Annotated in this window: 25 protein-coding genes; 23 read left to right on the forward strand and 2 right to left on the reverse strand. The window is 42.7% G+C overall.

Going from position 1 to position 22,730, the window contains the following annotated elements; all coding sequences use genetic code 11:
• The first annotated feature begins 86 nt into the window (after window positions 1-86).
• Genes ABID27_RS01985 through ABID27_RS01995 form a run of 3 tightly spaced genes read left to right on the forward strand, consistent with a single transcriptional unit; the run spans window position 87 to window position 2,068 of the window.
• A complete protein-coding gene (locus ABID27_RS01985; protein ID WP_253363088.1) occupies window positions 87-668 on the forward strand; it encodes a uracil-DNA glycosylase family protein in 582 nt (193 codons plus the stop codon).
• A gap of 12 nt (window positions 669-680) precedes the next feature.
• Window positions 681-1,469, forward strand: coding sequence for a TPM domain-containing protein (locus ABID27_RS01990; protein WP_301282787.1), 789 nt, complete (start codon window positions 681-683; stop codon window positions 1,467-1,469).
• 20 nt (window positions 1,470-1,489) lie between these two features.
• Entirely contained in the window at window positions 1,490-2,068 is a 579-nt protein-coding gene (locus ABID27_RS01995; RefSeq protein WP_253363090.1) for a LemA family protein, read from the forward strand.
• Between the two features lie 44 nt (window positions 2,069-2,112).
• On the opposite strand, the gene mnmE is transcribed toward ABID27_RS01995, so the two are convergent.
• The gene (gene mnmE / locus ABID27_RS02000; RefSeq protein WP_354279862.1) at window positions 2,113-3,489 is read right to left on the reverse strand and encodes a tRNA uridine-5-carboxymethylaminomethyl(34) synthesis GTPase MnmE; all 1,377 of its coding nucleotides are present in this window, start codon (window positions 3,487-3,489) and stop codon (window positions 2,113-2,115) included.
• 209 nt (window positions 3,490-3,698) lie between these two features.
• On the opposite strand from mnmE, the gene ABID27_RS02005 reads away from it, so the two are divergent.
• The 8 genes from ABID27_RS02005 (at window position 3,699) to ABID27_RS02040 (ending at window position 10,569) form a co-directional block, all read left to right on the forward strand.
• Window positions 3,699-4,397: an N-acetylmannosamine-6-phosphate 2-epimerase gene (locus ABID27_RS02005; RefSeq protein WP_354279864.1), complete on the forward strand. Its 699-nt coding sequence runs from the start codon at window positions 3,699-3,701 to the stop codon at window positions 4,395-4,397.
• 79 nt (window positions 4,398-4,476) lie between these two features.
• Window positions 4,477-5,799: an ABC transporter substrate-binding protein gene (locus ABID27_RS02010; RefSeq protein ID WP_354279866.1), complete on the forward strand. Its 1,323-nt coding sequence runs from the start codon at window positions 4,477-4,479 to the stop codon at window positions 5,797-5,799.
• 61 nt (window positions 5,800-5,860) lie between these two features.
• Complete coding sequence (locus ABID27_RS02015; RefSeq protein WP_253363097.1) at window positions 5,861-6,748, forward strand: carbohydrate ABC transporter permease; 888 nt, start codon at window positions 5,861-5,863, stop codon at window positions 6,746-6,748.
• Window positions 6,749-6,761: 13 nt separating this feature from the next.
• Window positions 6,762-7,589, forward strand: a complete 828-nt coding sequence (locus tag ABID27_RS02020) for a carbohydrate ABC transporter permease (protein WP_253363099.1) — start codon at window positions 6,762-6,764, stop codon at window positions 7,587-7,589.
• 10 nt (window positions 7,590-7,599) lie between these two features.
• Window positions 7,600-8,052 (forward strand): NanQ anomerase/TabA/YiaL family protein, encoded by a 453-nt coding sequence (locus tag ABID27_RS02025; RefSeq protein ID WP_253363101.1) that lies wholly within the window; start codon window positions 7,600-7,602, stop codon window positions 8,050-8,052.
• Window positions 8,053-8,091: 39 nt separating this feature from the next.
• A complete protein-coding gene (locus ABID27_RS02030) occupies window positions 8,092-8,739 on the forward strand; it encodes a YesL family protein (RefSeq protein ID WP_354279869.1) in 648 nt (215 codons plus the stop codon).
• Window positions 8,739-9,656 carry a dihydrodipicolinate synthase family protein gene (locus ABID27_RS02035; protein ID WP_253363105.1) on the forward strand — a complete coding sequence of 306 codons (918 nt, stop codon included), beginning with the start codon at window positions 8,739-8,741 and terminating at the stop codon, window positions 9,654-9,656. The genes ABID27_RS02030 and ABID27_RS02035 overlap by 1 nt, the downstream gene beginning before the upstream one ends.
• Before the next feature lie 19 nt (window positions 9,657-9,675).
• Window positions 9,676-10,569: an ROK family protein gene (locus ABID27_RS02040; protein WP_354279871.1), complete on the forward strand. Its 894-nt coding sequence runs from the start codon at window positions 9,676-9,678 to the stop codon at window positions 10,567-10,569.
• Window positions 10,570-10,582: 13 nt separating this feature from the next.
• Here ABID27_RS02040 and ABID27_RS02045 read toward each other — a convergent pair whose 3' ends face one another.
• Window positions 10,583-11,419, reverse strand: a complete 837-nt coding sequence (locus ABID27_RS02045) for a MurR/RpiR family transcriptional regulator (protein ID WP_253363109.1) — start codon at window positions 11,417-11,419, stop codon at window positions 10,583-10,585.
• Window positions 11,420-11,556: 137 nt separating this feature from the next.
• On the opposite strand from ABID27_RS02045, the gene rpiA reads away from it, so the two are divergent.
• The 12 genes from rpiA (at window position 11,557) to ABID27_RS02105 (ending at window position 22,640) form a co-directional block, all read left to right on the forward strand.
• A complete protein-coding gene (rpiA, locus tag ABID27_RS02050) occupies window positions 11,557-12,228 on the forward strand; it encodes a ribose-5-phosphate isomerase RpiA (protein WP_354279873.1) in 672 nt (223 codons plus the stop codon).
• A 5-nt stretch (window positions 12,229-12,233) separates the two neighbouring features.
• Window positions 12,234-13,481 carry a bifunctional folylpolyglutamate synthase/dihydrofolate synthase gene (locus tag ABID27_RS02055; RefSeq protein ID WP_354279875.1) on the forward strand — a complete coding sequence of 416 codons (1,248 nt, stop codon included), beginning with the start codon at window positions 12,234-12,236 and terminating at the stop codon, window positions 13,479-13,481.
• Window positions 13,482-13,621: 140 nt separating this feature from the next.
• Complete coding sequence (locus tag ABID27_RS02060) at window positions 13,622-14,833, forward strand: phosphopentomutase (protein WP_253363115.1); 1,212 nt, start codon at window positions 13,622-13,624, stop codon at window positions 14,831-14,833.
• Window positions 14,833-15,354 (forward strand): dihydrofolate reductase family protein, encoded by a 522-nt coding sequence (locus tag ABID27_RS02065; protein WP_253363118.1) that lies wholly within the window; start codon window positions 14,833-14,835, stop codon window positions 15,352-15,354. Before ABID27_RS02060 ends, ABID27_RS02065 begins: the two co-directional genes overlap by 1 nt.
• A 9-nt stretch (window positions 15,355-15,363) precedes the next feature.
• Complete coding sequence (arsC, locus tag ABID27_RS02070) at window positions 15,364-15,714, forward strand: arsenate reductase (glutaredoxin) (protein WP_253363120.1); 351 nt, start codon at window positions 15,364-15,366, stop codon at window positions 15,712-15,714.
• Window positions 15,715-15,746: 32 nt separating this feature from the next.
• Window positions 15,747-16,556 carry a purine-nucleoside phosphorylase gene (locus ABID27_RS02075; protein WP_253363122.1) on the forward strand — a complete coding sequence of 270 codons (810 nt, stop codon included), beginning with the start codon at window positions 15,747-15,749 and terminating at the stop codon, window positions 16,554-16,556.
• A gap of 71 nt (window positions 16,557-16,627) precedes the next feature.
• Window positions 16,628-17,338: a purine-nucleoside phosphorylase gene (gene deoD / locus ABID27_RS02080; RefSeq protein ID WP_354279878.1), complete on the forward strand. Its 711-nt coding sequence runs from the start codon at window positions 16,628-16,630 to the stop codon at window positions 17,336-17,338.
• Window positions 17,339-17,346: 8 nt separating this feature from the next.
• A complete protein-coding gene (locus ABID27_RS02085) occupies window positions 17,347-18,090 on the forward strand; it encodes a hypothetical protein (protein ID WP_354279880.1) in 744 nt (247 codons plus the stop codon).
• Window positions 18,091-18,190: 100 nt separating this feature from the next.
• Window positions 18,191-20,455, forward strand: a complete 2,265-nt coding sequence (glgP, locus tag ABID27_RS02090; protein ID WP_354279882.1) for a glycogen/starch/alpha-glucan family phosphorylase — start codon at window positions 18,191-18,193, stop codon at window positions 20,453-20,455.
• Window positions 20,456-20,473: 18 nt separating this feature from the next.
• Window positions 20,474-20,689: a hypothetical protein gene (locus ABID27_RS02095; protein WP_253363128.1), complete on the forward strand. Its 216-nt coding sequence runs from the start codon at window positions 20,474-20,476 to the stop codon at window positions 20,687-20,689.
• 59 nt (window positions 20,690-20,748) lie between these two features.
• On the forward strand, window positions 20,749-21,882 hold the full coding sequence (gene hemW, locus ABID27_RS02100; protein ID WP_354279884.1) for a radical SAM family heme chaperone HemW: 1,134 nt from the start codon (window positions 20,749-20,751) through the stop codon (window positions 21,880-21,882).
• Window positions 21,883-21,896: 14 nt separating this feature from the next.
• Window positions 21,897-22,640, forward strand: coding sequence for an acyl-ACP thioesterase domain-containing protein (locus ABID27_RS02105; RefSeq protein WP_253363132.1), 744 nt, complete (start codon window positions 21,897-21,899; stop codon window positions 22,638-22,640).
• The last annotated feature ends 90 nt before the right edge of the window (window positions 22,641-22,730 follow it).

A 22,730-nucleotide genomic window follows, 5' to 3' on the forward strand; every position in this document is an offset into this window, starting at 1 on the left:
AGCAAGCCAATCCTAGTCTAGGTTCTTTATAAGCACAATAAGCTGGGTTGTTTGCCTGGCTTTTTGTGAAGATTGGAGGTGCTGTTATGACCATTGAAAGTATTCGGCAAGCCATCATTGCAGATCCAGAGAATCGTCTGTTTACAGAAGATGGGATTTTTCCTCTTTTTGAGGCTCCGAGAACTGCTCGGATTCTCATTGTTGGTCAGGCTCCAGGCATTCGTGCGCAAGAGTCTGGGATGTATTTTCAGGACCCATCGGGGGACAATCTGCGAGAGTGGCTGGGTGTAGATGAGGAGACGTTTTATCAGTCGGGATTGATTGCAGTGGTGCCCATGGATTTTTACTTTCCGGGTAGTGGAAAGTCGGGAGACTTGCCGCCTCGTAGCGGTTTTGCGGATAAGTGGCACCAGCAGATTTTACAAGAAATGTCAGAGTTGGAGTTGACGATTTTGATTGGACAATATGCCCAACATTACTATCTGCATCAGAAGAAGTCGGTCAAGGTTACAGACAATGTGAAGAATTTTAGGGCCTTTCTCCCAGAGTATTTCCCACTCGTTCACCCATCACCACGGAATAACATTTGGCAAGCCAAGAATCCTTGGTTCAAAGAAGAAGTGTTACCCGTCTTGAAGGAGCGTGTTGCGGCTATTCTTAGTCGCTAGTAAGGAGGGACGATGAAAAAGAAGTGGATATGGTTTTGTAGTCTCTTGCTCGGAGTTTGCTTTGCCTTTTCCTTTATTCATGTAGAGGCAAAGGTGGCAGACAGACCGGTCGGGACAACAGTTTTGGATGAAACAGGTTCTCTCTCTCAGGAGACTATTGCTCGGATTGACCAAGAAAATCGCAGTTGGGAATCGACAAAAGAGCAGTTGCAGGTAGGGGTCTATATCACGGATCATATTGATGGTAGCTTAGAAAGTCAGGCCAACGAAGTCTTCCGCAAGTGGCAGGTTGGATTTTCAGGGACAAATAACGGGATTCTCCTTTTTATTGCAATGGGGGATCGGAAGTTTCGGATTGAGTCTTCTGACAATGCTGCGACGGTCTTGACAGATGTAGAGGCCAAGCGAATATTAGATGATTCACGGACTTTCTTCCGTGAGCAAGACTATGATGCTGGTGTCAGCTTTATCGTGGATGCCATTGGTGATAAATTTTACGGCACGGATCGTGCCCAGACTCAGCTGAAAAAGTTTGAAGAAGCGAATGGTAGCGATGATAGTCTGGGAATGGTGATATTTGTGATTATTATGGGCGTATCCATTGTCATTTACTTTATGGGTAAAGGTGGTGGAAACGGTCGTGGCGGAGGCGGGTCAGGTTCTGACCTACTATGGTGGTTATTGCTATCAGCCAGCAATTCTTCAGGTTCTTCCAATGACTCAGATCATGACACTTGGTCTGGTGGAGGCGGATGGTCCGGAGGTGGAGGCGGCGGAGGCGGCGCCTCATCGGGTTGGTAACTAATGGAAAGGAAAAAGAAATGAATAAAAAATTATGGTATATCTTAGTGCCGATTGCACTTCTTGTATTTTTGGGAATGGGAGCAATTGGACAGTACAATGGGTTAGTCGATAGCCAAACAGAGGTAGAAACAGCTCAGGCAAATGTTGACACTCAATTGCAACGGCGTTATGACTTGATTCCAAATGTGGTGTCTGCTGTCAAGGGAGCTATGGCGCATGAGACAGAAGTTTTCACAGCCATTGCAGATGCGCGTTCAAAAATTGCTTCAAGCAGTCGCGACTCAAAAGACTACAAAGAAGCACAAACCCAGTTGGATTCGGCTGTTTCTAGACTTCTCGTTTTGACGGAAAATTACCCACAATTGACATCAAATCAGCAAGTTTCTGGCTTGATTACAGAGTTGGAAGGGACTGAAAATCGGATTTTGGTAGCCCGCAAGGATTACAATGCAGTCGCCGCAAGTTACAACAAAAAAATCCGTCGTTTCCCAGCTAGTCTCTATGCAGCAGCCTTCGGATTTGAAAAAGTAGACCTGTTTGAAGCGACAAAAGATGCTGCTACAACAGTACCAAAAGTAGATTTGAATGGGAAATAAGTGCGAATAGCAGCAAAAAAGCAATCACAAAGTGATTGCTTTTTTTATTTTCCAAGACAGAATTGGCTAAAGAGTTGGGTGATGAGTTCGTCTGGTGCGGCATCCCCTGTGATCTCGCCTAAAATTTGCCAACAGCGCGTCATATCTACTTGGAGTAGATCGACAGGCATGCCCATTTCAAGTCCATCGTTGACGGCTTGCAGGGCTTGAACAGCCTGCTCAATGAGAGAAATGTGGCGGGCGTTGGAGAGGTAGGTAGCGTCCTGCTCAACCAATCCGGCATTTTCGAAGAAGAGTTGATTGATTTTTTCTTCGATTTTATCAATGTTTTGATTTTTCAGGACGGAGATACGGATGATGTCTTCTGGTAGCTGATCCGCTTCTATCTTTTCTTCAAGGTCTGTTTTGTTGAGCAAGATAATGCGGTTGCTAGTTTGGCTGATTTCCAGAAGAATGCGGTCTTGGTCGGTCAATGCTTCAGAGGCATTGAGTACAAGGAGCACCAAGTCGGCTTCTTTGAGGGCTTTTTTGGAGCGCTCAACACCGATTTTTTCAACGACGTCTTCCGTTTCGCGAATCCCTGCTGTGTCAATCAACTTGAGTGGAACGCCGTTGATGTTGACATATTCCTCGATGATGTCGCGCGTGGTTCCTTCAATGTCGGTCACGATGGCCTTGTCTTCGCGGAGAAGGTTGTTGAGCAAGCTAGACTTGCCGACATTGGGACGTCCGATGATTGCAGTGGAAATACCTTCGCGGAGAATCTTTCCTCGGCGCGCGGTGCGCAAGAGATTTTCCAATAAGGTCTGAAATTCAATCGTTTTTTCTCGAACAATTTCAGTTGTTGCTTCCTCAACATCGTCATACTCAGGGTAGTCAATGTTGACCTCGACTTGAGCCAAGGTATTGAGAATTTCTTGGCGAGTATCGTTGATGAGTTTGGACAAGGAACCGTCTAGTTGCTTGACGGCATTGTTCATGGCTTTATCGGTCTTGGCACGGATGATGTCCATGACGGCTTCGGCCTGCGTCAAATCGACACGTCCATTTAAAAAGGCGCGTTTGGTAAATTCACCAGGTTCTGCCATGCGAGCACCTTGACGGATGAGCAGTTGGAGGATTTCATTGGTTACTGCAATCCCACCGTGTGTGTTGATTTCAATGACATCTTCGCGTGTGAAAGTTCTCGGTGCTTTCATGACTGAAACCATGACTTCATCAAGGATTTCTTGCTTGTCGGGGTCCATGATATGGCCATAGTTGATGGTATGGCTCGGCAGACTATGGATGTCTTTGCCTTTAAACACCTTATTTGCGATATCAAAGGCTTGGCTACCTGACAAACGGACGATGCCAATTGCCCCTTCACCAAGAGGGGTTGAAATAGCAGTGATTGTATCAAATTCTTTTGTAATACTCATAAATGTTTCCTTTACTTTATCCTTTCCATTGTAACGCAAAAGGACGGCGTCTGCAAGATTTTGAAGCTGGGGCTGAAAGTACTTTCAAGGAATGAGGCAGATGAGACAAATTGTAAAACTAAAATCTAAAACGCTGAAAGTTCTTGCAGGATTGGGGGCGTCTGTTTATAATTAAAAATGTAAACGCTAACAAAAATAAGGAGGCGCTCATGAAAAAATGGACCAAGGAAGCCCTGATAGAAGCTGTCCGAGGCGGCATTATTGTTTCTTGTCAGGCTTTACCAGGCGAGCCCCTGTATACGGAAGCTGGTGGAGTGATTCCACTTTTGGCCAAGGCAGCTGAGGAAGGAGGAGCGGTAGGTATTCGGGCCAATAGTGTTCGGGATATCAAGGAAATTCAAGCGGTAACGGACTTGCCAATCATCGGGATTATCAAGAAGGACTATCCGCCACAAGAACCATTTATCACCGCTACCATGGCAGAGGTGGATACATTGGCTCAATTGGATATCGCTGTCATTGCTATGGATTGTACCAAACGGGAACGCTATGATGGACTAGCAATTGCAGACTTTATCAAGGCGGTCAAGGGAAAATATCCTGATCAGTTGATTATGGCAGATATTTCGACTTTTGAGGAAGGTCTTGCTGCTGTTGAAGCAGGCGTTGACTTCGTAGGGTCAACCTTATCCGGTTACACTTCCTACAGTACTCAAGTAGACGGGCCGGACTTTACTCTGATTGAGCAACTGTGCCAGGTAGGGCTTGACGTGATTGCAGAGGGAAAAATCCATACGCCTGAGCAAGCCAAACAAATTCAAAACCTCGGTGTCTGTGGAGTCGTCGTCGGCGGCGCCATTACCCGACCAAAAGAAATCACCCAGCGCTTTGTAGCAGGGTTGAAGTAGGATAGGACATTCATTTGTCTGAAGAACCTACTAATTTTTAACATTTTAGTCAAAAAACAAAATATAAAAGGAGTTTAACATGGAAACAAAAAAGATTGTTTTATCACTGTTAGCAGGTGTTGCGGCTCTCTCTTTGGCGGCTTGTGGTAGCTCGTCAAACGCTACCAAAGGTGGCAAATCTGATTCTTCAGATTCTTCGAAAACAGAAATTACTTGGTGGGCATTCCCGACTTTCACTCAAGAAAAGGCTGAGGATGGTGTTGGTACTTACGAAAAGAAAATCATTGCAGCTTTTGAAAAAGCTAACCCAGACATTACTGTCAAACTTGAAACAATTGATTTCACATCAGGTCCTGAAAAAATTACAACAGCCATTGAAGCAGGTACAGCGCCAGATGTTCTCTTTGATGCACCAGGACGGATTATTCAATACGGAAAAAATGGTAAGTTGGCAGAATTGAATGATCTCTTTACAGATGAATTTGTCAAAGATGTTAACAATGACAATATTATCCAAGCATCTAAAGCTGGAGATAAAGCGTACATGTACCCTATCAGTTCTGCTCCATTCTATATGGCAATGAACAAGAAAATGCTCAAAGATGCTGGTGTGCTTGACTTGGTAAAAGAAGGTTGGACAACAGCTGACTTTGAAAAAGTCTTAAAGGCATTGAAAGAAAAAGGTTACACTCCAGGTTCACTTTTCAGTAATGGTCAAGGTGGTGACCAAGGTTCACGTGCTTTCTTGGCAAATCTTTACAGTGGCATAATTACAAATGTAGAAGTGACTAAATACACAACTGACGAACCAAATATGGTTAAAGCCTTGTCAACGGCTGCAGGCTGGATTAAAGATGGATTATTGATGAATGGTTCTCAATTTGATGGTTCTGCAGATATTCAAAACTTTGCAAATGGTCAAACTTCCTTTACAATTCTTTGGGCGCCAGCTTTTGTTGGAACTCAGGGTCAATTATTGAAAGCTAGTGGAGTTGAAGTGGTAGAAGTGCCTTATCCATCTGACGAAGGTAAACCAGCACTTGAATACTTAATCAATGGTTTTGCAGTATTTAACAATGGTAAAGAAGAAAAAGTGGCAGCCGCTAAGAAGTTTATTCAGTTTATCGCAGATGACAAAGAATGGGGTCCAAAAGACGTAGTTCGTACAGGAGCTTTCCCGGTTCGTACTTCATATGGCAAATTGTATGATACTGAACGTATGGAAACCATCAATACTTGGACAAAATACTATTCTCCATACTACAACACAGTTGATGGTTTTGTAGAAATGCGTACTCTCTGGTTCCCAATGCTTCAATCTGTATCAAATGGTGATGAAAAAGCGGAGTCAGCTTTGAAGACATTTACAGAAAAAGCAAATGAAACTATAAAAGCTAAGTAATCCTATTCCCCCTTTCTTGTTTAATAGGAAAGGGGTTTTCCTAAAATAAGGAGGTTTCCCTGTGAATATCAGTAAGATAAAATTAAGAGAAACAATTGTATCCTATGCCTTTTTGGCACCAATCTTAATTTTTTTCACAGTATTTGTTCTAGCTCCGATGGTAATGGGGTTTGTAACAAGTTTTTTCAAATACACGATGACGGAATTTACCTTTATCGGTTTTGAAAATTATACTCGAATGTTTCACGATGAGATTTTTATTAAATCGTTAAAAAATACATTGATTATTGTTGTTGGTTCAGTACCTATTGTTGTATTCTTCTCTCTCTTTGTGGCATCACAAACCTATGAGAAAAATATTTTTGTCCGTTCTTTCTATCGTTTTGTCTTCTTCTTACCAGTTGTAACAGGTAGTGTGGCCGTAACGGTAGTTTGGAAATGGATCTATGATCCTTTGTCAGGTATCTTGAACTTCCTCTTAAAATCAGGAGGAGTCATTTCACAAAATATTAGTTGGCTGGGTGACAAACATTGGGCCTTGATGGCGATTATCCTCATTCTCTTGACGACATCAGTTGGGCAACCGATTATTCTTTATATTGCAGCAATGGGAAATATTGATAATTCTCTTTGCGAAGCTGCTCGGGTGGATGGTGCGACAGAACGTCAAGTATTTTGGAATATTAAGTGGCCAAGTCTCTTGCCAACGACCCTTTATATCGCAATTATTACGACAATCAATTCATTCCAATGTTTTGCCTTAATTCAACTATTAACTTCAGGTGGGCCAAACTACTCAACAAGTACACTTATGTATTATTTGTATGAAAAAGCCTTTAAGTTGTCAGAGTATGGTTATGCGAACACTATGGGTGTTTTCTTAGCAGTGTTGATTGCCCTTATCAGTTTTGCCCAATTCAAGATTTTGGGTAACGATGTTGAATATTAGAAAGGAGCTAGGTATGAAGAAAAAAACATCTGTTTTTGATATTGTTTCACTGATTATTTTGGCTCTCTTGACAGTCTTCTTCATTTTCCCATTTTATTGGATTTTGACAGGAGCTTTTAAGGCCCAGCCTGCTACGATTGTTATTCCACCTCAATGGTGGCCTGCACAACCGACCATTGAAAATTTTGAAAAGCTGATTGTACAAAATCCAGCTTGGCAATGGCTGTGGAACAGTGTTTTCATCTCTTTAGTTACCATGATTTTAGTATGTATTACTTCATCATTGGCAGGTTATGTGCTAGCTAAAAAACGTTTTTATGGACAAAAATTCCTATTTTCACTTTTTATTGCAGCGATGGCTTTGCCAAAACAAGTTGTTTTGGTGCCATTAGTACGGATTGTGAACTTCATGGGAATTCATGACACTTTGGCAGCGGTTATTTTGCCACTTGTTGGTTGGCCATTCGGTGTATTCTTGATGAAGCAATTCAGCGAAAATATTCCAACTGAGTTGTTAGAGTCTGCTAAAATTGATGGTTGTGGCGAATTACGCACCTTTATCAGCGTAGCCTTTCCAATTGTTAAACCTGGTTTTGCTGCCTTGGCAATCTTTACCTTTATCAATACATGGAATGACTATTTCATGCAGTTGGTTATGTTGACTTCTCGTCAAAATTTGACCATTTCACTTGGTGTTGCAACCATGCAAGCTGAGATGGCAACAAACTATGGTTTAATCATGGCAGGAGCAGCGCTTGCGGCAGTACCAATTGTTGCAGTTTTCCTTGTCTTCCAGAAATCCTTTACTCAAGGAATCACAATGGGAGCAGTTAAGGGATAAGAGAGATGCTATGATATTTGACAATTTAGAAAATCTACACATATACAAAGGACGTCATCCTAATTTAGATACAGCCATTGATTATATAGATAGTCATGATTTAGCAAGTTTAGATTTTGGTAGTTACAAGGTTGATGGAGATTTAGTATATTTCTTTGTGCAAGAGAATACTACCAACACCCATGCATCTCAAGAATTTGAATACCATGAATCTTATATTGATCTTCATTTCTTACGAAAGGGAAGAGAATTAGTCAAGTTTGGTATGGAGTTTGAGAAGCAGTGTCAGCCATATGATGCGGCGCGCGATTTTGCCTCAGCGACTTGTAACTACACTGTTGATTTTGAATTGGATTCAGGATACTTTGCTCTGTTTATGCCGGGGGAACTTCACCAACCAAATTTGCGTGTAAACGGATGTGAAAAAGTGGAAAAATGTGTCTTTAAGGTCTTTTTAGATTAGAAATAGGTGAAAGAAAGGACGAATATGAAATCAGATAAATTGGTCAAAAAAATTTTTTCAGTCGATAATCGTTTTGTACGTTTCTGTGAACGAGTTTTAGATCTTCTTACTCTTAATATTCTTTTTGTCCTGACTTGTCTACCGATCATCACAGTTGGGATTGCAAAGATGAGTCTTTATCAAGTCTTGCTGAGAATGAAAGAAGAGCAACATATTGCTGTTTTTCCTGCCTATCTTTCTGCAGTCAAAGAAAATAGCAAGCGGGGATTTTTCCTAGGACTGGGAGAAGTTGCCATCGTATTGTTTTGTTTGCTTGACATGAGGATTTTGGGTCAGGTGGAAAACAATGTAAGTTTAGGAATGCGTCTAGTTTGCACAGCTATTTTGTTCCTAACGGTCATGACTTCTTTTTATCTCTATCCTCTAGCTCTTAGAGAACCATCTACCAATCTGCAACTGGTTAAAAAAGCATTTTTTCTGACTTGCTTAAACTTCCCTTGGTCATTTCTGATGATAGGGATTCTTGGAGTGTTGTTTATCCTGTTATACAGCTCATTATTGGCCTTTCTTTTAGGAATGAGTCTGCTTTTCCTCATAGTTTTTTCAGCTATGGGGTATGTTTACGTGTCTTTCATGGAAAGACTGCTTGAAAAATATTTGTATTTAAGTATTAGATTGGAGAAGTAATGAAAAATTTAACCAAATACCACGGTGTCCTGCCAGCTTTTTACGCTTGTTATGATGAGGCTGGTGAGATTAGTCGTCAAGGTGTACGTGCTTTGACCCAATATTTTATTGATAAGGGTGTTCAAGGGTTGTATGTGAATGGTTCTTCTGGGGAATGCATTTACCAAAGCGTGGAAGACCGAAAGATTGTGCTGGAAGAAGTCATGGCTTTAGCCAAGGGCAAATTAACCATTATCGCTCACGTAGCCTACAATAATACCAAGGACAGTATTGAGCTAGCCAAGCACGCGGAAAGTTTAGGTGTAGACGCGATTGCGGCTATCCCGCCAATCTATTTCCGTTTGCCAGAGCATGCCATTGCCGCATACTGGAATGCCATTTCAGAAGCAGCTCCTCATACGGACTTTGTTATTTACAACATCCCACAACTAGTAGGTGTCGCATTGACGCCAAGGCTTTATAGGAAAATGTTGAAAAATCCTCGGGTTATCGGTGTGAAAAATTCATCTATGCCTGTGCAGGATATTCAGACCTTTGCTAGCATTGGTGGTCCTGACCATCTTGTCTTCAATGGACCAGATGAACAATTCTTGGGCGGTCGTCTCATGGGCGCAGCAGCGGGAATCGGTGGAACTTACGGTGCGATGCCAGATCTTTTCCTCATGTTAAACAAATTGATTGCCGATAAGGAATTGGATAAGGCGCGTGAATTGCAATTTGCCATCAATGACATTATCGCTGTTTTGGTCAGTGGTCATGGCAATATGTATGGTGTCATTAAAGCTGTTTTGAAGATCAATGAAGGACTGGAACTAGGCGGAGTTCGTTCGCCATTAGCTAATCTGATTGATGAAGATAAGGAAGTCGTTGAGACAGCAGCTCGATTGATTCGCGAGGCAAAGGAAACTTTCTGTTAAGCTAGAAAGTGGGTGTATCATGAAAGTTTACGTCGCAATTGATATCGGCGGTACCAGTATAAAATACGGTCTCATTGATGAAGAAGAAAATCTCATTGAGGGACATGAAAAGCCAACACAGGCACATTTAGGCGGTCCGCACATTCTTGCCAAGGTCGCAGACATTGTTGCTTCCTATAAGCAAGACCATGAAGTGCTAGGGATTTGCATTTCTTCAGCAGGCATGGTTGACCCAGATAAGGGAGAAATTTTCTACTCAGGTCCGCAAATTCCAAATTATGCTGGCACACGTTTCAAGCATGATTTGGAAGAAAAATTTGGTATACCATGTGAGATTGAAAATGATGTCAACTGTGCTGGTTTGGCAGAGGTCATGTCTGGAAATGCTATGGGAGCGAATATTGCCATCTGTCTAACCATTGGAACTGGTATCGGAGGCTGCCTGGTTATTGATAAGCAGGTTTTTCATGGATTTAGCAATTCAGCCTGCGAAGTTGGCTATATGCACCTACCAGGAGGTACCTTCCAAGATTTGGCATCTACCTCAGCTCTGGTACAATATGTCGCAGACCAGCATGGTCAAAGCAAGGAACATTGGAACGGCAAGCGGATTTTCAGAGAAGCTACCGAGGGAAATCCTTACTGCATTGAAGGCATTGACCGCATGGTAGATTATCTGGCGCAGGGAATTGCCAATATTTGCTATGTGACCAACCCTCAAAAGGTGGTTCTAGGTGGTGGTATCATGGCTCAAGAAGCCTTGTTGAAACCAAAAATTCGAGTCGCGGTCAATAAGTATCTGGTCTCTAGTCTGGCAGATAAGACCGAGCTTGTTTTCGCTCATCACCGCAATACAGCAGGGATGTTCGGAGCATATTACCATTTCAAAATTCAGCAGGAAAATAGAAAATGAAGCCACTTTGGCTTCATTTTTTGATTCGTTTATAGGGTTTTGTCCAATAACTATTAAAAATTTCTTCCTTACGTGGTCGGTCAATTTCCCGGAAGTGAGCGTAGAGGATGTCGAGGAGGATGAGCATAGGAAATTGGGGGGAGATGCGATTTCCGTAATTGAGGTGATAAACGGACGCTAGCTTGACATTCTCAGTCAGATTCTGGGTTTCAATCGGTGGGGCGGTAGTCAACAAAATAGTTTTTGCCTTCATTTCTTGGGCGGATAAGAGACTGTCGATAATGGCTTTTGTCTCGCCAGAAAGTGAGAAACCGATTGCCAGACATTTTTCATCCAAAATACTAATAGTCCAGGAAAAACTATCCCGATCAGTCAGTGCTTCACAGACAACACCTAGACGCATGAGACGGAGCTTAAATTCGCGTGCCACCAAGCCTGAAGAGCCAAGTCCGAAGAAGTAGACGCGCTCTGCTTCCTCAATCATCGTAGCGATACGCTGGATCTGGTCTTCATCAATTAATTTCTGAGTCTGCTGGATTAACTCCTCATAGTCGTAAAAAACACGACGGGTTAACTCTTTTTCGATCTGGGGCAAGGACGCTTTGGATACATCTGCCAATTCTTTCTGGTATTGAAAAAGAAAGGCACGGTAACCTGAAAAATCACATTTTTTTGCAAAACGGGTCAGGGCAGCTTGGGAAATATGCAGACGCTGGGCAACAGCTTGAGAGGACAAGTCTTTTTCTAGTTTTCCAGCCTCTAAAAAATAATCAGCAATGCTGTTTTCGAGCTCAGTAAAGGTCTCTTTTTGTCGATTGATCGTTGAAAAAATGCTTTGTGAGAAATTCATGGGACCGTCCTTTTTTCTAGTCTACAAGCTGATTATACCACAAGAAATTGATTTTGTAACCGTTTTACCAAGCGGTAGAAATCTAGTTTTATTTGTGGTAGAATAACAATAGCCAAAATAAAGGAGAAAGAAATCGTATGTCAAACTTGAAACAACAAGTTGGAATCAAAGCTGCTGAATTTGTCAGAGACGGCATGATTGTCGGCTTGGGAACAGGGTCAACAGCTTATTATTTTGTGGAAGAAATTGGTCGTCGTGTTAAAGAAGAAGGTTTGCAGATTACAGCCGTAACCACGTCCCATGCCACATATGCGCAGGCAGAAGGTTTGGGCATTCCGCTGAAGGCCATTGATGACGTGGAATACGTTGACTTGACTGTAGATGGTGCGGATGAAGTAGATGGTCATTTCAATGGTATCAAAGGCGGCGGTGCGGCTCTCCTCATGGAAAAAATCGTGGCTGTAAACAGCAAAGACTGCATCTGGATTGTGGACGAGTCAAAGGTTGTTGAGACACTTGGTGCCTTCAAATTGCCGGTCGAAGTGGTGCAATACGGCGCTGAAAATCTATTCCGTAAGTTTGAAGAAAAAGGTTATCATCCCGCTTTTCGTGTGACAAATGGCCAACGTCACATCACTGATATGAAAAACTTCATCATTGACTTAGATTTGAAAAAAATTCCGGATGCAGTCGCCTTGGCAAATGAATTGGACCAGACAGTGGGAGTTGTCGAACACGGACTCTTTATCGGACTCATCTCAAAAGTCATCGTTGGCTACTCTGACGGACCAAAAATTATAGAAAAATAATACAAATGAATTATCAAGAAAGTTTGGATTGGATCCATAGCAAGCTCAAGTTTGGCATAAAACCAGGCTTGAAGCGAATTGAATGGTTGCTAGAGCAATTGAGCAATCCCCAAGATAAAATTAAAGGTGTCCATATTGTTGGGACAAATGGCAAGGGCTCAACGGTTGCCAATTTGCAACATATTTTGACGGCCAGTGGCTATAAAGTAGGCAGTTTTACGTCTCCTTATATCGTTGATTTTCGGGAGCGTATTTCAGTAGATGGGCAGATGATTTCTGAAGAAGCACTGATGAATTTAGTGCAACGCATCTATCCAATCGTCGAGCGCTTGTCCGAGGAGACTGGTCTAGATCCAGCGACAGAATTTGAGATTATCACGGCCATGATGTTTCTCTATTTTGCGGAAGTGGAGCCGGTAGATATTGTTTTAGTTGAGGCAGGTCTAGGTGGACGTCTCGATTCAACAAATGTCTTTCAGCCCTTGGTAGTTGTCTGTCCCTCGATTGGGCTAGACCATCAAAACATCCTTGGAAATAGTTATGTAGAAATTGCCCAGGAGAAAGCAGCGGTTATCAAAGACGGAACTCCCTTTGTCTTTGTGACAGAGCGCCAAGATGTCCGTCAGGTCTTTCTGGAAAAATGCCAAGAAACCAATAGTCAGCCTTATCAGCTATACCGAGACTTTGAGCTAAATGGTCAGACTTACCATGAAAATGGACAAGTCCAACTGGAAAATGTCCATCTTGGTTTGCCAGGGCATCATCAGGTTGAAAATGCTGCGCTTGCCATTCGAGTTAGTCGAATCTTGCAGGAAAAAGGCTATGAGAAGATTAGTCCAGAGACTATCAAACAGGGCTTGGCAGCAAGTCGTTGGGTTGGTCGGACAGAGCTCATGCGAGAAAACTTGATGATTGATGGCGCCCATAATAATGAATCGATCCATGCCTTGTGTGACTTGTTGCAGCAGCAGTATGCGGACAAGGAAGTGAAGATTTTATTTGCTGCCATTGATACCAAGCCGACCGAGCAGATGATTGAGCAGTTGGCACAGGTTGGCCAGGTGACAGTCACCAGCTTTGACTATCCAAATGCAGTGGTGCTCGAGCAATATCCGCCACAGGTTGAGCAAGTCGAGGATTTTTGTTTGTGGCTTGACCAGTCGGAAAACTTGGCTGAACATCAATTTGCAGTCGTAACGGGTTCCCTTTACTTTATTTCACAAGTAAGGGCTTATCTGACGGCAAAAAAATAGAAGAAATGAACCATTAGCAGAGAGGAAATCTCTGCTTTTTCTTTCTAAAAATAGAATTTATGAAAATGCTACCAAAACAAATCGGACTATTGTTCGGATTTATGATATAATAAAGTTAATTTCATTCAAAGGAGAATAACATGTCAACTTTTGATCGTATTCACTTAGTCGTTCTGGATTCAGTCGGTATTGGTGCCGCACCAGACGCCAATAATTTTGTTAATGCGGGTGTACCAGATGGTGCCTCAGATACCTTGGGGCATATTTCAAAAACAGTTGGGCTCGATGTGCCAAATATGGCGAAAATTGGTCTTGGAAATATTCCTCGCCCACAAGCCCTCAAAACAGTTCCTGCTGAAAGCAACCCAACAGGTTACGTGACAAAATTGGAAGAAGTGTCACTTGGTAAAGACACCATGACAGGTCACTGGGAAATTATGGGACTGAATATCACTGAACCATTCGATACATTCTGGAATGGTTTCCCAGAAGAAATTTTGACACAAATTGAAGAATTTTCAGGTCGTAAAGTCATTCGTGAAGCCAATAAACCTTACTCTGGTACAGCAGTTATCGATGATTTTGGACCTCGTCAGATGGAAACAGGCGAATTGATCATCTACACCTCTGCAGACCCAGTGCTTCAGATTGCGGCTCACGAAGATATTATTCCACTTGATGAGCTCTACCGTATCTGTGAGTTTGCCCGCTCTATCACTTTGGAACGTCCAGCTTTACTTGGTCGTATCATTGCGCGTCCATATGTTGGTACACCTGGTAACTTCACACGTACTGCCAACCGTCGTGACCTTGCAGTATCGCCATTCCAACCAACTGTGTTGAACAAATTGGATGAAGCAGGCGTAGATGTTTACTCTGTTGGTAAAATCGCTGATATTTTCAATGGTTCTGGTATCAATCATGATATGGGCCACAACAAATCAAACAGCCACGGTATGGATACCTTGATTAAGACCATGGGATTGCCTGAGTTTGAAAAAGGATTCTCATTTACTAACTTGGTTGACTTTGATGCCTTGTACGGACACCGTCGCAATGCACATGGATACCGCGATTGCTTGCATGAATTTGATGAACGCTTGCCTGAAATCATTGCGGCTATGCGTGACAATGACCTTCTCTTGATTACAGCAGACCACGGAAACGACCCTACTTATGCAGGTACAGACCATACTCGCGAATACATTCCGCTTCTTGCTTATTCACCAGCCTTTAAAGGAAATGGTATCATCCCAGTAGGACATTTTGCGGACATCTCAGCAACTATCGCTGAAAACTTTGGCGTAGACACAGCTATGATTGGTGAGAGTTTCTTGAAGGAACTCATCTAATGTCGGAAGTCATTGCTTATTTTGGAGTGAGCCTCGATGGCTATCTAGCGACAGTCGATGAAAGTGTTGAGTGGTTAGAAACGGTTGAAGGCGAAGGGGACAATGGTTATGGGGACTTTTACCAATCTATCGGCACGGTGTTGATGGGACGGACTACCTATGACTGGATTGCAGAGCGAATGCAGCCCTTTCCGTATCCCGATAAGACCAACTACGTTTTTACCAGCCGACAAGCGGATGAACAGGACACTGTTAAGTTTGTCAATAGCTCAGCTGACGCCTTTGTTTCAGACTTGAAATTGCAATCAAGCCGAGATATTTGGTTGTGTGGTGGCGGAACACTCTTTTCAAGTTTATTGAAGGCTGGATTGATTGACCAGATTCGAGTGACACTTGCACCTGTTATCCTCGGGCAAGGCATCTCACTTTACCAAGATTTGGTAGAGAGTCAGGATTTGCAACTCTTGGAAATGAGACGTCATGGTCAGTTTGTAGAATTGATGTATAAGGTAGAGAAGTGAGGCATTTGCATGGCAGAAGTGACGATTTATCACAACCCGAACTGTAGCAAGTCACGAGCCGTTCTGGCCATTATTGAGGAGAGTAAACGTCCTTATCGGGTCATTCCTTATCTGGAAGAACCGTTATCGCTAGAACAGTTGAAGGATTTGTGCCGCCAATTAAACTTGCCTCTTCGTGCAGTTATGCGGACAGATGTGCCGGCCTATGACGACTTGGGCTTGGCTGACGAACACATAAGCGAGGAAGCTTTATTTGCTGCTATCGCACAACATCCAGCTCTGCTCAATCGCCCGATTGTTGTGACTGATAAAGGAGCAGCACTTTGTCGCCCTATTGAGACAGTCTATCATCTACTATAGTTTAGAAATAAAAATAAATTGAAGGAAACCATATGATACTTTTAGAAAAAATTTATGAAACACGTGATTTCTTGCAAGAAAAAGGCATCACAACACCAGAATTTGGTTTGATTTTGGGCTCAGGTCTTGGTGAATTAGCAGAAGAAATTGAAAATGCCATTGTTGTTGATTATGCAGATATTCCAAACTGGGGTCGCTCAACCGTTGTTGGTCACGCTGGTAAGTTGGTTTACGGCGACTTGGCAGGTCGTAAGGTTCTTGCCTTGCAAGGCCGTTTCCACTTCTACGAAGGAAACCCAATGGAAGTTGTTACCTTCCCAGTTCGTATCATGAAAGCGCTCGGTTGTCATTCTGTCCTTGTGACAAATGCAGCTGGTGGTATCGGTTTTGGTCCAGGCACACTTATGCTCATCAATGACCATATCAATATGACGGGTACCAATCCGTTGATTGGTGAAAACTTGGACGAATTTGGTCCACGTTTCCCAGATATGTCAAAAGCCTATACGCCTGAATACCGTCAAGTAGCTTATGAAGTTGCAGAAAAATTGAACATCAAATTGAGCGAAGGCGTTTACCTTGGTTGCTCAGGTCCAACTTATGAAACACCAGCAGAAATTCGTGCCTTCCAAACTTTAGGCGCGGATGCTGTTGGTATGTCAACTGTACCAGAAGTAATTATTGCTGTGCACTCAGGACTAAAAGTACTGGGAATTTCAGCGATCACTAACCACGCAGCTGGCTTCCAAGAAGAACTCAATCACGAAGAAGTAGTTGAAGTTACACAACGTATTAAAGAAGATTTCAAAGGATTTGTCAAAGCAATTTTGGCGGAGTTGTAACATTCCCTACTCACTAACTGATAAACGAATCAACCAGAAAGGAAGAGAGTTCGCTCTCTATATCATCAATTATGTCAATTCATATCGAAGCAAAACAAGGTCAAATTGCGGATAAAATCTTGCTACCAGGAGACCCTCTCCGCGCCAAATTCATCGCGGAAAATTTTTTAGAAGACGCAGAATGTTTTAATACTGTTCGTAACATGTTTGGTTACACAGGGACTTACAAAGGCCACCGTGTATCTGTTATGGGAACAGGGATGGGGATGCCGTCTATTTCTATCTATGCGCGTGAGCTCATTGTTTACTACGGCGTGAAGAAACTCATTCGCGTTGGGACAGCTGGTTCCATCAATCCAGATGTGCATGTCCGTGAATTGGTCTTGGCACAAGCTGCTGCGACAAATTCAAACATTATCCGCAATGACTGGCCAGAATATGACTTCCCACAAATTGCAGACTTTGGCTTGTTGGACAAAGCCTACCACATTGCAAAAGAACTCGGCATGACAACGCACGTTGGGAATGTCCTTTCTTCAGATGTATTCTACTCAAATATGGCAGACCGCAATATTTCCCTTGGTAAATTGGGTGTGCATGCTATTGAGATGGAAGCGGCAGCTCTTTACTACTTGGCAGCCCAACACGGTGTGCAAGCCTTGGGAATTATGACTATTTCAGATAGCTTGGTCAACCCAGAGGAAGACACAACTGCAGAAGAACGCCAAAATACTTTCACAGATATGATGAAGGTTGGTTTGGAAACATTGATTGCGGAATAGGAACTATCATGAACAAGGAAAGCAAACAGCTCTTGTTGCTCTTGCTAGACTTGTATGAGTATTCGACCGCTTATAAAGTAGCTCAAAAACTCCAGCATTGCCCTAAAGAGGTGCTGGAGTTGCTTTATATTCTAAAGGAAAGAAGAGAGCTCAATATCGATCCAGCTGTGGAGAGTGGTCAGGTACAAAATGCAAGCAAAGAAACAGAGCAATTATCGAATTATTTATTGGACTTGGAAGTCAAGTTGAAAAAGGGGCAGATTATTGACTTTGTGCGTGCGGTCTCTCCTTTGATTTATCGCCTTTTTCTGCGGATTGTGCTGGAGAAAATTCCAAATTTGAAAGACTATATCTATGATGCCAAGGACCATCGATACGACACTTGGAAGCGTTCGGCCTTGCAGGAGTCTGACAATGCGGTCTTGCGCCATTTTAAGCCTGAGCGGATTGTGACATCCAACAGCCTGTCTCTTCTCATTCAGAATCTTGATTTTCCTAAGGATGTCAAGGAGAAGGTGGAGCAGCTGCGCTATTTGGAGCGAACGGTCCGGAATCCCTTGGCTCACTTGATTAAACCTTTTGATGAAGAAGAATTGCATCGGACGACTCAGTTTTCTTCGCAGACCTTTTTCAATTTGTTGGTCGACTTGGCAAGACAGACGGGCATTTCCTATTTGACAGAATTTTATTTTGACACTTGCAACCAAACCATTCGTCACCTGCTAGATGATAGTGAGAAAACAGCTGAATAAGCTGTTTTTTTTGTGGTTTGAAAAATCATGAAAATTTGGTATAATAATGATGATAACGCTGTCATTTTATCACTTGTTGTGAAAGAAAAGAGGAACGCCTGTGATTAATCTACAAAATTTTGTCCAATCAATGTATGCCAAACGAATTGAAGACTGTTCAGATCATGATTTATACTACGCCTTATTAGCCTTTACCAAGCAGCGTAGTGAAGCCAAGTGTACCAATGAGCAGAAGAAGAAAGTTTACTATATCTCAGCTGAATTTTTAATTGGGAAGCTATTGTCCAATAATCTAATCAATCTGGGTTTGTATGATGAGGTTAAGGAGCAGCTTCGAGTTGCTGGAAAAGACTTGCTTGCCATTGAAGAAATGGAACTCGAACCCTCTCTTGGAAACGGGGGTCTCGGTCGCTTGGCGGCTTGTTTCTTGGATTCGATTGCCAGTCTTGGACTGAATGGGGATGGTGTTGGGCTCAATTACCACTTTGGTCTCTTCCAGCAAATTTTCCAGTATCACCAACAAGCAGCCATCCCGAATGGCTGGATTACACCACGTTCGTGGCTCAGCGAGTCTCCGATTTCTTATCAGGTGCCTTTCGCCAATTTTACATTGACTTCTAAGCTCTATGACATTGACGTTTCGGGCTATCAAACTGAGCACAAAAATCGTCTGCGTTTATTTGACCTAGGATCGGTGGATGACAACATCGTCTACGACGGAATTGAGTTTGATAAGGAAGATATTTTCCGTAATCTGACGCTCTTTCTTTACCCAGATGATTCGACGGATGACGGGAAAATTTTGCGGATTTTCCAACAATATTTCATGGTATCCAATGCTGCTCAGCTCTTGATTGATGAAGCCATTGCTAAAGGTTCCAATCTGCATGACTTGCCAGACTATGCCGTTGTACAGATCAATGACACCCACCCTTCACTGGTCATTCCGGAGTTGATTCGACTTTTGGAATTGCGTGGCATTCCTTTTGATGAAGGGGTTGAAATTGTCAAGAAGATGACAGCCTATACCAACCACACTATCTTGTCAGAAGCCCTGGAAAAATGGCCGCTTGAGTTTCTCAATCGTGTGGTGCCACACTTGGTGCCGTTTATCGAAGAATTGGATCGACGTGCAAAACTCATCCAAGATGATCCATCGGTCAATATCATTGATGAATCGGGTCGTGTGCACATGGCCCGCATGGATATCCACTACGGATTTTCCATCAATGGCGTAGCGGCCTTGCACACAGAAATCCTAAAATCATCCGAATTAAAGGCCTTTTATGACCTCTATCCCGAAAAATTCAATAACAAGACAAACGGGATTACTTTCCGCCGTTGGCTCATGCATGCCAATCCGAGCTTGGCGCACTATATTGAAGAATTGATCGGGCAGGACTACCATCAGGATGCTAGCCAGTTGGAGAATCTGCTTGCCTTCAAAGATAGAGCCGATGTCAAGGAAAAATTGGAGGCTATCAAGATTCACAACAAACGGAAATTGCAACGCCATCTGGAAAAACGCCAAGGTGTGCATGTGAATCCAGATTCTATTTTTGATGTGCAAATCAAACGTCTCCACGAATACAAGCGTCAGCAGATGAATGTACTCTATGTCATTCACAAATACTTGGTCATTAAGAGTGGACAAATTCCAGAGCGTCCCTTGACTGTTTTCTTCGGAGGAAAAGCTGCGCCAGCTTACACAGCAGCTCAGGATATCATTCACTTGATTTTGGTTCTGTCCCAGCTCATCCAGCACGACCCAGAAGTCAGCCCTCACTTGCAAGTGGTTATGATTGAAAACTACAATGTGACAGAGGCTTCCTTTATCATTCCCGCAGCAGATATTTCAGAGCAAATTTCTCTGGCGTCAAAAGAAGCATCAGGCACGGGAAATATGAAATTCATGCTCAACGGGGCTTTAACAATTGGAACGGATGACGGCGCCAATGTAGAAATTCATGATCTGGTTGGTGATGAAAATATTTATATTTTCGGCCAAGATAGCCAGTCCATCATTGACCACTATGCACATGGTAGTTATCACCCGCATGATTTCTATGAGCGAGAGACGGTTCGTCCGCTGGTTGATTTCATTACCAGCGATGCCGTTCGTCAGGCAGGCGGGATTGATGAGCGTCTCTGGCGTTTGCAAGACAATCTCAAATATCAGGATCATTTTATGACCTTACTTGACTTGGAAGAGTATATTGCGACCAAGGAAAAAATGCTGGCTGACTACCAAGACCGTGATGCTTGGTTGGACAAGGTGATTGTTAATATTGCCAAGGCAAGTTTCTTCTCTAGTGACCGCACGATTCAGCAGTATAATGATGAGATTTGGCACTTGGAGCGATAAAATACGAAGGAGGTAGTTATGGTAACAGTAGTACCAGAAATAGTTATCAGGATTATTGAATTTCTGATGTATCTGGTGATTTCAGGCTTTCTTGGTTATGGATTGCTAAGGGGAATTGCTCGTATCCAGACTAGAAAAAGTTTGAAAATATCGCTTGCATTCCTTTACCTAGTTACTTGGCTATTTCTGACCTATTTTGTCTTATTTTTCCTATTCTTAGGATACAATTCCTAATCAAGGCTGGCGCGTGCCAGCCTTTTTCCATTTACTCTGAAATGTGCTATACTATCCTTATGCAAAAAAGACCCACATCTGCTTATATCCATATTCCATTCTGCACGCAGATTTGTTATTACTGTGACTTTTCCAAGGTTTTTATCAAAAATCAGCCAGTCGATGACTATCTGAAAATGCTCATGGAAGAAGTGAAATACTACGATCTACCAGCGCTGAAAACCCTCTATATCGGTGGCGGAACGCCGTCGGCCTTGTCGGCTGAACAGCTAGAGTATTTACTGACGCATCTAGAAAAAATCTTGGACTTGTCAGAAATCGAAGAATTCACAATCGAGGCCAACCCAGGAGATTTGACAGCTGAGAAAATTGCTGTGCTGAAAAATTCAAAATGCAACCGCGTTTCTCTGGGCGTGCAGACATTTGACGATCGTATGCTGAAAAAAATTGGCCGCAGTCACAATCAAGCTCAGATTTACGAGACGATTGCAGAGCTGAAAAAAGCTGATTTTCACAATATTTCGATTGACTTGATTTACGCCTTACCGGGTCAGACAATGGAACAGGTAGAGGATAATGTCGCTAAGGCCTTGGCATTGGATATTCCCCATATGAGCCTCTACAGTCTGATTTTGGAAAATCATACCGTCTTCATGAATCGTCAGCGCCGTGGCAACCTGCATCTGCCCAATGAAGATGTCGAGTCCGATATGTTTGAATATATCTTGCAGGAATTGGAGAAAAATGGATTTGAACATTACGAGATTTCCAATTTTACCAAGCCGGGATTTGAAAGCCGCCACAATCTCATGTACTGGGACAATGCTGAATATTACGGTCTAGGAGCAGGGGCATCGGGCTATCTGAACGGCATGCGTTATCGCAATCGTGGGCCAATCCAGCATTATCTCAAGTCGGTTACAGAAAAAGGACATGCCCGACTGCATGAGGAAATCTTATCGAAAAACGAGCAGATGGAAGAGGAGATGTTTCTGGGTTTACGGAAGAAATCAGGCATTTCAATCCAGCGTTTTCAAGACAAGTTTGCAGTGAATTTTGAGGAACGCTACGGCAGTATTTTAACAGACTTGATCCAAGAAGGACTCTTGCAAGTAGAGGGAGATCAGGTTCGGATGACTAAGAAAGGACTTTTCTTGGGAGATACCGTCGCAGAACGCTTTATCTTAGATTAGCAGAAGGAGAGTACATGGGCTTAACTTATCAAGAACAATACACCATTCCCTTTGACATCGTCGATGTGAAAAGAGACGTCAAATTATCACTTTTGATTTTACGTTGCTTGGAAATTTCTGGTCGACAAGCTATCAGTTTAGGACGCAGTGACCGCTACATTTTTGAAGAATATGGCCTGGTCTGGATTGTCACAGACTATGAAATGACCATTGACCGCTTGCCTCATTATGGAGAAACGGTTACCATCGCAACAGAAGCTGTATCGCACAATAAGTTTTTCTGTTATCGGAAATTCTATATCTATGATGCGGATGGCAATCAAATCATGGATATTCTCTGCTATTTTGTGCTACTGGAGTTGGATAGCCGAAAACTCAGCCCAGTCCCAGCAGATTTGGTGGCACCATTTGAATCTGAGATGGTAAAAAAAGTACAACGTGCACCGAAATTACCAGCTCTAGATGACCTGATTTCGCAAGTATACCGCATTCGGTATTTTGACATTGATATGAATGGTCACGTTAATAACAGTAAGTATCTCGAGTGGATGTTTGATGTGATGGATTATGATTTTTTACTGCATCATGTCCCAAAACGCTTGCAGCTGAAGTACATTAAGGAAGTAGCACCAGGCGGCATGATTGATTCGCAGCACCGCTTGGACAACTTAACTAGCCAGCATGCCATTGTCGCAGATGGTGAACTACGCGCCCAAGCACAGGTTGAGTGGAGAAAAGTGGACGAGGAAGCCGAGTAATGAGTGAAACAAGAACGGATACAGTTCTTGTTTTTTAGTGTTTTGAAATAGATGAGTTAGTTGCTGCTTGAATAGTAGAAGTTTGCTCAA

Origin of the sequence: Streptococcus gallinaceus, assembly GCF_040545695.1 — a bacterium.
Taxonomy (GTDB): Bacteria; Bacillota; Bacilli; order Lactobacillales; family Streptococcaceae; genus Streptococcus; species Streptococcus gallinaceus.